Source organism: Oceanobacillus kapialis (genome assembly GCF_044790185.1).
Lineage (GTDB): Bacteria > Bacillota > Bacilli > Bacillales > Amphibacillaceae > Oceanobacillus_B > Oceanobacillus_B kapialis.
Map to the genome: position 1 here is coordinate 2,189,402 of NZ_CP085256.1, position 12,131 is coordinate 2,201,532.

The 12,131-nt window shown below is 38.7% G+C and carries 12 protein-coding genes; 2 read left to right on the forward strand and 10 right to left on the reverse strand.

What is annotated here, in order from left to right; genetic code table 11:
- Positions 1–88 precede the first annotated feature (88 nt).
- From spoVID to hemA, 7 genes are all read right to left on the reverse strand, one after another.
- Entirely contained in the window at positions 89–1,240 is a 1,152-nt protein-coding gene (gene spoVID / locus LG273_RS11515) for a stage VI sporulation protein D (protein WP_404453699.1), read from the reverse strand.
- Between the two features lie 313 nt (positions 1,241–1,553).
- On the reverse strand, positions 1,554–2,843 hold the full coding sequence (hemL, locus tag LG273_RS11520; RefSeq protein ID WP_404453702.1) for a glutamate-1-semialdehyde 2,1-aminomutase: 1,290 nt from the start codon (positions 2,841–2,843) through the stop codon (positions 1,554–1,556).
- 51 nt (positions 2,844–2,894) lie between these two features.
- Positions 2,895–3,878: a porphobilinogen synthase gene (gene hemB / locus LG273_RS11525; RefSeq protein WP_404453705.1), complete on the reverse strand. Its 984-nt coding sequence runs from the start codon at positions 3,876–3,878 to the stop codon at positions 2,895–2,897.
- A 5-nt stretch (positions 3,879–3,883) separates the two neighbouring features.
- Positions 3,884–4,645, reverse strand: a complete 762-nt coding sequence (locus tag LG273_RS11530) for a uroporphyrinogen-III synthase (RefSeq protein WP_404453707.1) — start codon at positions 4,643–4,645, stop codon at positions 3,884–3,886.
- Positions 4,645–5,574 carry a hydroxymethylbilane synthase gene (gene hemC, locus LG273_RS11535; RefSeq protein ID WP_404453710.1) on the reverse strand — a complete coding sequence of 310 codons (930 nt, stop codon included), beginning with the start codon at positions 5,572–5,574 and terminating at the stop codon, positions 4,645–4,647. Before hemC ends, LG273_RS11530 begins: the two co-directional genes overlap by 1 nt.
- 20 nt (positions 5,575–5,594) lie before the next feature.
- Positions 5,595–6,413 (reverse strand): cytochrome c biogenesis protein CcsA, encoded by an 819-nt coding sequence (gene ccsA / locus LG273_RS11540; protein ID WP_404453713.1) that lies wholly within the window; start codon positions 6,411–6,413, stop codon positions 5,595–5,597.
- 18 nt (positions 6,414–6,431) lie between these two features.
- Complete coding sequence (hemA, locus tag LG273_RS11545) at positions 6,432–7,802, reverse strand: glutamyl-tRNA reductase (RefSeq protein WP_404453716.1); 1,371 nt, start codon at positions 7,800–7,802, stop codon at positions 6,432–6,434.
- Positions 7,803–8,027: 225 nt separating this feature from the next.
- Between hemA and LG273_RS11550 the strand changes: the two genes are divergently transcribed.
- Positions 8,028–8,510 (forward strand): LiaI-LiaF-like domain-containing protein, encoded by a 483-nt coding sequence (locus LG273_RS11550; RefSeq protein ID WP_379561438.1) that lies wholly within the window; start codon positions 8,028–8,030, stop codon positions 8,508–8,510.
- A 135-nt stretch (positions 8,511–8,645) separates the two neighbouring features.
- Here the strand turns inward: LG273_RS11550 and LG273_RS11555 are convergent, their stop codons facing one another.
- Genes LG273_RS11555 through LG273_RS11565 form a run of 3 tightly spaced genes read right to left on the reverse strand, consistent with a single transcriptional unit; the run spans position 8,646 to position 10,923 of the window.
- On the reverse strand, positions 8,646–9,386 hold the full coding sequence (locus LG273_RS11555; protein ID WP_404453720.1) for an amino acid ABC transporter ATP-binding protein: 741 nt from the start codon (positions 9,384–9,386) through the stop codon (positions 8,646–8,648).
- Between the two features lie 15 nt (positions 9,387–9,401).
- Positions 9,402–10,070, reverse strand: a complete 669-nt coding sequence (locus LG273_RS11560; protein WP_404453723.1) for an amino acid ABC transporter permease — start codon at positions 10,068–10,070, stop codon at positions 9,402–9,404.
- 49 nt (positions 10,071–10,119) lie between these two features.
- A complete protein-coding gene (locus tag LG273_RS11565) occupies positions 10,120–10,923 on the reverse strand; it encodes a transporter substrate-binding domain-containing protein (protein ID WP_404453726.1) in 804 nt (267 codons plus the stop codon).
- A 388-nt stretch (positions 10,924–11,311) separates the two neighbouring features.
- Here LG273_RS11565 and LG273_RS11570 point away from each other — a divergent pair, with 388 nt between their 5' ends.
- Positions 11,312–12,058: a methyl-accepting chemotaxis protein gene (locus LG273_RS11570; RefSeq protein ID WP_404453729.1), complete on the forward strand. Its 747-nt coding sequence runs from the start codon at positions 11,312–11,314 to the stop codon at positions 12,056–12,058.
- The last annotated feature ends 73 nt before the right edge of the window (positions 12,059–12,131 follow it).

The following is a 12,131-nucleotide window of genomic DNA, read 5'->3' on the forward strand; positions in this document are numbered from 1 at the left end:
AGCGTAAGGTCACTTTTGTATGCTGCTTTCTAATATGTAAATAAGTACTACCCCTTGATTAACATGGCCAAGGGGCAGCATTAAAGAGCTATCTTTTTTTCGGGATATATAGTAATTGGCCTTCCGAAACCTCGTAGGCCTCATCAAGACGGTTTTGCTTAATAAGCTGCAGTGTTGTAACCTGATAACGCTCTGCAATCGATTCTATTGTATCCTTTTCTTGCACAATACAGAGCCGCATTTTTGTATATTGCTCTTCTTCAGCACTACGGAACATATCCGAAAGGTAACTGACATCCTGAACTGGATCTTCTCGACTTTCTGAATTTTCGTCGGTGTCTAGTTCAGCCAACTCGACTTCAGGTTCCTCCCATTCAGCCACTGTTTCTTCTGTATCCAATATCTCAGTATCTACATCATTCGTGTTATCACTTTCTGAAACAGACTTGTTAAAAAACTCGCTAAATGATTTTGTTTCCTTGTATTTCCATCTATCTTCTTCTACTTCTTTATCTGTTTCAATCTGCAACTCCTGGGTAAGCTCTGGTATTTCTGGCGGTGAAAAAGGAGACGGACTAGTTTCCTCTTTCATATTTTCTTTCTCTTTTATTTCAAATTGAAAATCCACACCTTCTCTATCCAACGAAGACTCCTCTGAAGACCCTTCCACCGATTGTTCATTATCCGTTATCCTTTGTTCTAGGAAGTCTTGTAACACTTCTGGCTTATCAGTTCCGTCTGTAGTGGATAGGCTGGAACCTTCCTCTTCTAATAATTCCTGGTCACTTTCTTCTCTAGGCGCTTCCTTTATTTCACTAATTCCGTATATTTCAATTGTCGAATACAATTTGAGACTACTATCATCTGGAATTTCATAATCAAAAGAGTCGATATAGACGGACACATCATTTAGGTTTTGTACACGATAGGTGGGCACAGAAATTTCTACAGGAAAACGATGGGTAAATTCCACAACGCCGTCTTCGTATTCTTCCACCTTCTCAACATAACGTCTTGCATGATAATCCTCTAATTCAATTGTATCCTCTTTCTGTGAAGCAATCTTCTGGTATTCACCTTTTAATTCGATTACACCGCGTATAGAAATGTAGTCATTAAAAGGTTGTATGGAAATGTCGGGCTCTAGTGAAATGCCTTTCATCTCCGCAACTTCTTGCCCTCTCTCAAAGGAAAGCACTTCGTTTAACTCAAAACTAAAAACTGAGCGATCTTGTGACACCTAACTTCCTCCCTTCAACATATAAATCATATGTTTATAGCTCTTATACAACTATATGAACTACTTTTTCGGGATATGCTTCATTTACCAATTCAAACAGAGGGTTTTCAAAACTGCTAACCAAATATAAAGTGGAACTTCATTTGGGGAGGGGTTACCTTTCTCTCCCAGCCAAATGTCAGTAGTAAGAATAGGACCTTTACTGGCAGTTGATCCCCGGGGCCTTATTGCCTCTTATGCGAAATAAAAAGCTCGAGTGGTTATGAATCTTCCATAAGATTCGAATAACCAATCGAGCTTTAGTTGTTTTCTATTATTTTTGAATAGATGCAAATGCTTGATGAACAGCTTTTATTGTATTGTCAATATCCTCTTCCGTATGGGAGGTGGAAAGGAATAATCCTTCAAATTGGGAAGGTGGCAGGAAGACACCTTGCTCCATCATTGCTCTATAGTACTGAGCAAAATAATCTAAGTTAGCGGTTTGGGCTGTTTCGTAGTTGATCACTTCTTGATCTGTAAAGAATACACCAACCATGGAACCAGCTCGATTGATTTGGAGAGGAATCTCGTATGTTTCAGCAGCCTCCTTGAAGCCTGCCATTAAACGATCTACCTTTTTGTTAATTTCCTTATAAGACGTTTCATCTAAGGCACTTAGCGTTTCATATCCAGCCGTCATTGCTAATGGATTACCTGATAACGTTCCCGCTTGATAAATCGTCCCTGTAGGAGCAACCTTTTCCATAATCTCCCGTTTTCCACCGTATGCACCTACTGGTAACCCTCCACCGATTACTTTCCCAAGGCAAGTTAAATCTGGTGTTACGTCAAAATGACCTTGAGCACAATGATAGCCAACTCGAAAACCTGTCATAACCTCATCAAAAATGAGGAGCGTACCATTTTCTTCTGTAATAGTTCGTAAATCCTGTAAAAATGTTTCCTGAGGAGGTACTACCCCCATATTTCCAGACACCGGTTCAACGATTACTGCAGCAATATCGTCCCCAAATTGATCAAAGGCATAGCGAACACTTTCCATATCATTATATGGCACCGTAATCGTATTCTGCGCTATTCCTTTAGGAACACCAGGACTGTCAGGTAGACCTAATGTTGCTACCCCTGAACCAGCTTTGATTAAGAGCGAGTCGCCATGACCATGATAGTTACCTTCAAACTTTAAAATCTTATCTCTTCCTGTATAGCCTCTTGCTAGCCTTAATGCACTCATCGTTGCCTCGGTCCCGGAATTAACCATCCTTACCATTTCAATAGATGGAACTCGATCGATCACCAGCTGTGCAAGCTTGTTTTCCAATAAAGTTGGGGCACCAAAGCTTGTCCCTTTTTCTACAATCTCTTTTAGTTTACTTACAACTCGCTCATCTGCATGTCCTAATATTAATGGCCCCCAGCTAAGAACATAATCAATGTATTCATTTCCATCGATATCATAGATTTTGGAGCCTTTTCCTGACTGCATAAATACAGGAGTCATGCCAACCGATTTAAATGCTCGTACAGGAGAATTTACTCCCCCTGGCATTAAATCAACCGCCTCTTTGTAAGCATCCTGAGAATTCGCTAAATTAACCATAATGAATCCATCACCTCTATATATAATTTTATCTTGTCCTACAGGAATCTCTTATTTCTCATTCAACCATTTTGCTACATCTTTTGCAAAATATGTGATGATTAGGTCCGCACCTGCACGTTTCATAGAAGTTAATTTTTCCATCACAAGTTCTTTCTCATTGATCCAACCATTTAAAGCAGCTGCTTTTACCATGGAATATTCTCCACTAACATTATAAGCAACGACTGGTACATTCGTGATGTTTTTGACATCTCTTACAATATCTAAATAAGATAAAGCTGGCTTTACGATTAAGAAATCTGCTCCTTCGGCAATATCTGATTCTGCCTCTCTCAATGCCTCCTGTCTATTAGCAGGATCCATTTGGTAGGTTTTTCGGTCACCAAACTGCGGCGTACTATCCGCTGCATCACGAAATGGACCATAAAATGCAGAAGCATATTTCACTGCATACGACATAATTGGAATATTGGTATATCCTGCTTCATCCAAGGCATTGCGAATCACCGAAACAAAACCATCCATCATGTTAGATGGCGCAATGATATCTGCACCAGCTTCTGCTTGGGATACGGCAGTTTTAGCTAACAATGGCAAGGATGCGTCATTGTCGACATCATGATCGTGTATAAGCCCGCAGTGGCCATGTGAAGTATATTCACAAAGACATGTATCAGCAACGACAAGAATTTCAGGATAGGTTTCTTTTACCTTCCTAGTAGCCTGCTGTACAATTCCTTCGGGGATGTAAGCACCTGTTCCCTCTTCATCCTTTTCGTTTGGTACGCCAAATAACATGATGGCTTTAATACCTAAATCATGGATTTCCTTTAATTCCTCCTCTAGACGATCGAGGGTGACCTGGAATACTCCTGGCATGGATGGTACTTCATTTTTAATATTTGTCCCCTCTAATATGAATAAAGGGTATATAAAATCGTTTGTACTTAACTTTGTCTCTCTAACTAATGAACGCATAGCTGCAGAACTGCGCAATCTGCGATGACGTTTAAATTCTGGCATGTTTGACATGTTATCTATCCCTTCTTTATATGATCACGAATACAATGTATCATACCTTCAATGGTAAAGGTTTCTGGTGTTAAAATATACTGAAATCCAAGCTCTTCTGCTCGCTTGCTTGTAGTGCTTCCAATGCAAATACATGGCACAGTCTTTGGTATTCCATCTACCATTTCACAAAAAGCTTCAACTGTTGAAGGACTTGTAAAGGTAATATAATCTATTTCATTTTCACGAAGTTCCTGATTAAGCTGCTTTTTTCTTGCAAAATTAAAATGGGTATCATAGACCTCTAGCGTATCAAACCTTATACCGTGCTTGCGAAATTCTTCAGGTAAAACGGAGCGGGAACGATTCCCTCGAATAAGAAGGATTCTTCCCGGGTTCGTATATTCCTGTAAAAAATCGGTTGCCATTGTATTAGCATTGTATAACTTCGGGGTAAAGTTGGCCTTATATCCATATTCCTGTAGGGCAATGCTCGTCTTTTCCCCTACTGTTGCAATGTTGGCATGGATTCTAACCGAATTCGAATCGATGCCACTTCTTAAATCAAAAAAGCAATCTACCCCATTAGCGCTAGTGAAGAATATCCAGTTGTAATGTGATAGGTTTGTTAATATCTCCCTAGCTTTATCGCTTTCTTTGCAAGTTATTTTTAAAAGTGGAACAATGACTGGGTTACCACCTGATTGATTAATCTGTTTTGCAAATAGCTCCGCTTGTCCCGCTTCCCTTGTTACTAAAATGTTTTTTCCTTGCAATGAAGGGAGCATTAGTTGTCCAGCTCCTCTTTTACCCTTTCGACAATTTCTTTAGCACCTTGACTCATAAGTAAGCGTGCTGCCTCTTCCCCGACTTTATGAGGATCTGTTCCGCGCACCACTTCTTTTAAGATAGTCGCCCCATCAGGTGTACCTACCAATGCGGTTAAGACAATTTCATCCCCATCAAGGTAAGCATATCCACCAATTGGAACCTGACAACCACCCTCTAATAAATGAAGAAAGGTACGTTCTGCTGTAACAGTTCTTGTGGTGTATTGGTCGTTAATGACGTCTAAGAGGTTATGTAACTCCTGATCATCCTCTCGGCACTCAATCGCGAGGGCTCCTTGTCCTACTGCTGGAACACATATTTCAGGTTCCAAATACTCTGTAATAAGCTCCTCACTTAATCCAACTCTTTTTAAACCAGAAACAGCGAGTATAATGGCATCATAATCTTCTTCTTGTAATTTTCGAATACGTGTTTCAATGTTACCACGTATCCATTTAATCGATACGTCAGGACGCTCAGCAAGCATTTGCGCTGCTCGTCTTAAACTACTCGTTCCAATAATCGCACCTTTTGGGAGATCTTTTAGTGCAACATTATTTTTAGAAATAAAAGCGTCCCGGTGATCTTCTCTTGCCGGAATGGCAGAAATCGTAAGCCCATCAGGCATCGTTGATGGCATATCCTTCATGCTATGAACAGCAAAGTCAATCTCCTTGTCATACATTGCCTGCTCTATTTCTTTTACAAATAGTCCTTTTCCACCAACCTTAGACAACGTCACATCCAAAATGCGGTCGCCCTTTGTCACAATTTTCCTCACTTCAAATTCGTTCTGTACGCCTGCCTTTTTTAATTGATCAATAACCCAATTTGTCTGTGTTAAAGCGAGATTACTTTTTCTTGAACCCACTACGATTTTCCGCATAAAAATCCTCCTATAAATTCTTAAAAGTGAAAGTTAGAATGTACGCTAAATAAAAAGAAGTTTACTAACAATACTAAAAATGCGCCAGTATTATAAACTGCGACTTGCTTTCCACTGTAGCCTCGTCCAACTCTTAGTATTAAATACAACATATAAACCAGTAGAACCAATATGGAACCGACTGTTTTCAAATCAAACCAGTAAAACTCTGAACTGGATACATATGCCCAAACTATCCCAAGAATAATGGCAATCGTTAAGAGAGGAACACCTATCGTTATAGCTAGGAGGGCATATCGATCAAGCATTTTTAAGTCCCCAAGACGCCATATCCACTTTAAACCTTTTTTCTTTTTTAATAGCTGGTATTGGCCTATATACATAAGAGAGCAGAAAAAAGAAAGTGTGAAAAATCCATATGACAAAATTGCAAGGGAAATATGAACAACCAGCATTTCATCCACCAATTGAACTCCGCTAGTAGAAAATTTTTCTTGAGCGTCGGTGGATATATAGAGTAATAGAATAAAAAAACTAAATAAATTTATAAAGAAAAGTATAAAATGGATCTTAAACAATTTATGAACAACCATAGATAGAGTGAGTAATACCCATGAATAAAAGAAAAGACTATCAGTTAATGTAGTAATCGGGAAATTCTCCTCTATGATCACTTCATATAATAAGAAGCCTGTTTGAATAACCCATACCATACAAAGTAACCAGAAAGCTGTTATATTCGCCTTCCGGTTGTCTTGGATGAAATCAATAAAGTATCCGACCAAACTTAGCCCATAAATAATTAGAATGAATTCATAAACCCATTTCAGCTCAAACATTATCTATAAATCCTTTCATCAAATGGTTGACATACGATTTAGCATTGGAAAGGACACTTCATTTTTATTTAATTTATTGGAAGTATTATTTTTTTTTACCTGTTTTTCAAGCTCTTCTTGTAACTCTTTTTCAATACCAAAAATATCCACAAACAGTTCTAAAGATTCCTTCGCATTTTCATTCCCCGCCATTTCTTTTGCCTGGGTAACGGGCTGTTTGAGAAGCTGGTTAATAATACTCTTTGTATGCTTATTAATTACTTTCTTCTCCCTGTCCGTTAGGTCTGGTATTTTTCGTTCAATACTTTTGACCGTCTCAGCCTGTATAGAGAGTGCTTTTTGGCGAAGGGCAGAGATAACAGGTACAACGCCTAATGTTTTTAACCATTCTTTAAAGGTGACAATTTCTCCTTCAATCATTATTTCAATTTGCTCTGCTGCTGCCTTTCTTGAAGCAAGGTTTTCATCCACAATATGCTGTAAATCATCGATATCATATAAGAAGACATTATCCAACCCGCTAATAGCAGGATCCAAATCTCTAGGTACAGCAATATCGACTAAGAATAAAGGACTTCCTTTACGTTTCTTTTGAATAGGCGCAAGCGTGTCTTTTGTCAAGACGACACTATCCGATCCTGTTGATGTGATTAAAATGTCTGCTTCCAATAAAACATCATTTAAATGTTCCAATGGTAGTGGCGTAGCATCAAACTTTTCAGCAAGTAACGCTGCTTTTTCAAACGTTCTGTTTAAAACGGTAATTTCAGTTGCCCCAGAGCCTTGTAAATTCTTCGCTGCAAGCTCGCCCATTTTCCCTGCCCCTAAAATGGCTATGTGCTTATTCTGTAGATCACCAAATATCTTCTTTGCCAGCTCAACAGCGGCATAGCTAACAGATACCGCATTTTGTCCAATAGCCGTATCTTTTTGAGCTCGCTTGCCAAACGTGATGGCTTGCTTAAATAACTCATTTAAAATCGTCCCTGTCGAATTACCTTCTTGGGAAGTTAAGAAAGCGTGCTTCACTTGACCAAGAATTTGTGTTTCTCCTACAATCATGGAATCAAGCCCGGTTGTCACACGAAATAGATGCTCTATCGCTCCATCGTCCTCCATAATTCGCAGGTAGGTGGATAATTCTTCTTTCTCGATATTAAACCAATCAGAAAGAAATGTTTTTATATAATAGCGTCCTGTATGGACTTGATCCACTACTGCATAAACTTCCGTACGATTACAGGTAGAAACAATGACATTTTCTAAGACACTCTTCTGTTCATTTAACTTCGTCATGGCTTCAGAGAGTATATCATCAGAAAAGGTCAGTTTTTCCCTTATTTCGACTGGGGCTGTTTTGTAGTTAAACCCAACTTTTAGTATGTGCATTACATCTACCCCCAAAAACTTAAGCCAGTCCATTTCCGTTGCATGGCTTTAGGCATATTAACTATATTATAACATGTGTATCCCGTTACATTCCTGTGAAATGTGAACAGATTCTGAAACAATGTGTTAGGATAGTACGTATATGATTTAGTACGAATGTACTGTATCATATTTAAGAATAAATAGGCAAGAAATCAACCTATTGGAGGAAAGGTTTGTGAAATCGTGAAAAAACAACATGCGCTTCCAGCATATATTTTAATTGGAATTGGTATCTTTTTCTTATTACGACAGCTGAAACTTCCGATCATAACCGATTTTTATTCCTGGCAGACAATCATCATTATTATCGGTTTAGCATTACTCATACATAGTTATACTTCCAAAAGCTATCAAAATTTATTCAGTGGTACCCTTTTGCTTGGTCTTGGTATCCACTTACATGGAGTTCAGCACTATCATTTTTGGATCGACCATTGGGCAGTATACCTTCTTATTATTGGTATTGCTTTTCTCGTCAGACGTACTAAAGTGAAACAAGGATTATTACCAGGCGTCTTTTTTACCGCAATTGCCATTCTCCTTATATTCTCCGTTTCTCTTCCACCATGGCTTGATTGGATATATAGCATTATTAATTTATTAGAACAATTCTGGCCGGTTGCATTGATTCTTATTGGAATTTATATGCTAATGAGAAAAAAGTAGCTTAAACAAAGGAACATTTAAAAAGACATCTAAAGTAACAAACAAATCAGGAATTCCCAAGTATTTCAACTAAAAGAATCCGAGCTATGACCAAGAAAAATTGGCATAAATCGGATTCTTTTTTGCGATTAGTTATTAAAGGATGGAACTTAAAAAGGCTTTTGTTCTTTCTTCTTTCGGATGGTCAAATAGTTCTGACGGACGTCCTGTCTCTACAATTTTCCCATCATGCATGTACACCACCCAATCGCCGACCTCTCTGGCAAAGCCCATTTCATGTGTAACCACAACCATTGTCATTCCTTCTACTGCCAGTTCCTTCATTGTTGTAAGCACTTCTCCTACCAGCTCTGGATCCAATGCAGAAGTTGGCTCATCAAATAACATGACATCTGGCTTCATCGCAAGTGCTCTGGCAATCGCCACACGCTGCTTTTGTCCACCCGATAACGTAGATGGATATACATCATATTTATCCCCAAGGCCCACTTTATCCAATAGTTCCTTTCCTTCTTCCTCCGCTTGGTTTCTGCTTAATCCCTTCACTTGTATCGGTGCTTCGATAACGTTTTCAAGCACTGTTTTATGAGGAAATAGGTTAAAATGCTGAAACACCATTCCTACCTTTTCTCTAACTTTGTTCAAATTATGCGTTTCCTTTTCAATTTGCTCTGATTCTATCGTTATCGTTCCACTGTTTTTTATTTCAAGAAAGTTTAGACAGCGTAACAATGTACTTTTTCCTGAGCCACTAGCTCCTACTAATACGACAACATCGCTTTCCCTTACTGTCATATCGATATCCTTAAGAACATGTAAATCACCAAAAGACTTATTAAGCTTCTCTACACGAATCATTTCTGTACTCTCTGGCATCATTGACCTCCTGAATTAATCACTCTTTGCTAATTTCTTTTCCAGTTTATTCACTATCAAGGTAAGTACTAATACGATGAACAGGTAATAGATTGCCACGGTTATAAAGTACGGTAGATAATTAAAGGTATTAGAGCCCATTGTACTTGCTACACCGAACAGGTCCTGCATCCCAATAAACGAGATTAAGGATGAATCTTTAATCCCGATGATAAATTGGTTTCCTAAAGAAGGAATCGCGCGACGGAATGCCTGGGGAAGGATAATTCTGCGCATCGTCAAGCTACTCGTCATCCCTAAGGATCGCCCTGCCTCCATTTGTCCCTTATCAATTGACTGGATGGCCCCGCGTATAATTTCAGCTATATAAGCACCATTATGAAAGGCCAGGCCTGCAACCCCTGCCCAAAACATAGGGATAAGAAAAATATCTGTCAGTCCATAAAACAAAATAAAAATTTGCACAATTAATGGAGTACCTCGTACAATCCAAATATAAACATCCGCGATCCATTGCAGTATTTTTATATTCGATATTTTTAAGATAGCAAAGAACAAACCTATGACACAGGCAACAAGTAATGAAGCTACAGATAATTTAAAAGTAATCCATAACCCGTCTAAAAACACATCAAAACTGCTTACAAATATATCGAAGAAATTCATGATTGACGACAACAACATTCATCTCCTTATTCACTACAAATGTGCGCAACCTGTGCGCACATTTTCTTTATTCTGCTGTTTCTGGTTCTTGCGTAATATCTGCACCGACCCATTCTTCTGCCAGTTCAGCAAGTTCCCCGCTGTCCTTCATTTCTTGGAGTGCTTCGTCAATGGCTTTTAGTAGCTCTTCGTTTTCTTTATTAACAGCAATCGCTTGATTACTAACACCTAATTGGCCGCGCTTTTCAATTTCTAATCCGTTGTCTATCGCTGTAATCCCTGTAATGTCATCAGTAATAACAGCATCGTGGTGCCCACTGGCTAATGATTGCAATGCTACTACATCACTATCAACCTGAGGAATATTATCCGTGTATTCCTCTGCTATGGATACATACGATGAACCTCGGGACACGGAGATTTCTTTACCTTCTAAATCCTCTGGAGAATTAATATCACTATCAGGTCTTGTAAAAATAACCGGGCCAGAGTAATAATATGGTTCCGTAAAATTTACTTGTTCTTTTCGCTCATCTGTAATCGTATGACTCGCTACCGCTATGTCGTAACGTCCTTCATTCACTCCCGTCACAATCCCGGAAAATTTTGCTTTTTGTTGAACAGGCTCTAAGCCTAGTTTTTCTGCAATTGCCTCACCTACTGCGATATCAAAACCAACCATTTCACTGCCTTCCATATAACTAAACGGCATAAACTCTCCTGACGCAGCGAACGTTAACTTTCCATTCTCTATTAGGTCGTATTCTGATCCGCTTGCTGTACCATTTGAATCTGCATTTGAATCAGACCCACAAGCTGCCAGTAGAAACAATAATACAATAGAAAAAATCACAATATTCAGTCTTCTCATTTGATAAACTCCCTCTCTCCGCATCTTTTGTGTTATTTAGATAAGTACGCAGTTACTGTTGTTGCGCACTAATACTTTAGATTATAACAAGGATTACATTTTCCCCCTAACCCCCTATCCTACCATTTCCCAATATGTATGGATATATCATTTCTTATTGGTGTTATTTGCTCGCTTGCTCTTACATATACCCTAATTCTCTCATTAATACTCTGAATTTCTAAAAATTTATAAATTTGAACGAGGTTTATTTTAAAATGCAGTGCAGAAAACTCTTTCGGCTAAAAATGTCTGAGAATTCGTTAATGAATTTTTTTATTTAGGAAAATCACACTTTCATGCTCCAATTATTCCCAGTTATTAAACCAGCTCAAAAATGGCGCACCAAATGTCCTCTTCTATTCAGCAAATTGCTTCAAGCTCTAATGAAGTTTCCACAACAGCTGAAGATGCAACAGAGGTAGTAAAAGCAGGGAATCAAGCAATTGAGACAACAGTTGGCCAAATGGAGTTCATTAAACAAACTGTTCACAATCTATCAGCGAATATTGAAGGTCTTGGCAACCAATCAATGGAGATTAGTAAAATTGTTGATGTGATAACAGGTATAGCAGAGCAGACCAATCTATTAGCATTAAATGCAGCAATTGAAGCAGCAAGAGCTGGAGAACACGGAAAAGGTTTTGCTGTGGTGGCAGATGAAGTCCGGAAACTTGCAGAGCAGTCCTCCCATTCATCTGAGCAAATCAAGGATATGATTCAATCCATTCAAAAAGAATCTGTTGAGGCGGTTAGAGCAATGCAAACAGGTACGACTGAAGTAGATCGTGGAATTGAAGTAGTAAATAAAGCTGGTCAATCCTTTACCAACATTACTTCTTTTGTTAATACAGTAACAGCACAAATCCAGCAAGTTACTTCTAAGATCCAGGAAATTTCTTCAGGTACTGAGCAGTTCACTGAAACGTACGAAACAATTGCAGGTATCTCTGAAACAACATCAGGTGCAGCGCAAAATGTTTCTGCATCAACCGAAGAACAGCTTGCCTCCATGGAGGAAATTACCGATTCCGCTAACTCACTATCCATTATGGCAGAGGAATTGCAGGAACTTGTGGAACAATTCAAGCTGTAAATATATAAGTCTATAAAAACCCTGTAGGTTCAGTGAACCTACAGGGTTTTATTATCATGCCATTTAATAATAG

Excerpts from the sequence above, each read along its gene's own strand:
- hemL (WP_404453702.1), bottom strand. The coding sequence starts at position 2,843 with ATGGTTAATTTAGCGAATTCTCAGGATGCTTACAAAGAGGCGGTTGAT.
- hemB (WP_404453705.1), bottom strand. The coding sequence starts at position 3,878 with ATGTCAAACATGCCAGAATTTAAACGTCATCGCAGATTGCGCAGTTCT.
- LG273_RS11530 (WP_404453707.1), bottom strand. The coding sequence starts at position 4,645 with ATGCTCCCTTCATTGCAAGGAAAAAACATTTTAGTAACAAGGGAAGCG.
- hemC (WP_404453710.1), bottom strand. The coding sequence starts at position 5,574 with ATGCGGAAAATCGTAGTGGGTTCAAGAAAAAGTAATCTCGCTTTAACA.
- ccsA (WP_404453713.1), bottom strand. The coding sequence starts at position 6,413 with ATGTTTGAGCTGAAATGGGTTTATGAATTCATTCTAATTATTTATGGG.
- hemA (WP_404453716.1), bottom strand. The coding sequence starts at position 7,802 with ATGCACATACTAAAAGTTGGGTTTAACTACAAAACAGCCCCAGTCGAA.
- LG273_RS11555 (WP_404453720.1), bottom strand. The coding sequence starts at position 9,386 with ATGCCAGAGAGTACAGAAATGATTCGTGTAGAGAAGCTTAATAAGTCT.
- LG273_RS11560 (WP_404453723.1), bottom strand. The coding sequence starts at position 10,070 with ATGTTGTTGTCGTCAATCATGAATTTCTTCGATATATTTGTAAGCAGT.
- LG273_RS11565 (WP_404453726.1), bottom strand. The coding sequence starts at position 10,923 with ATGAGAAGACTGAATATTGTGATTTTTTCTATTGTATTATTGTTTCTA.
- LG273_RS11570 (WP_404453729.1), top strand. The coding sequence starts at position 11,312 with ATGTCCTCTTCTATTCAGCAAATTGCTTCAAGCTCTAATGAAGTTTCC.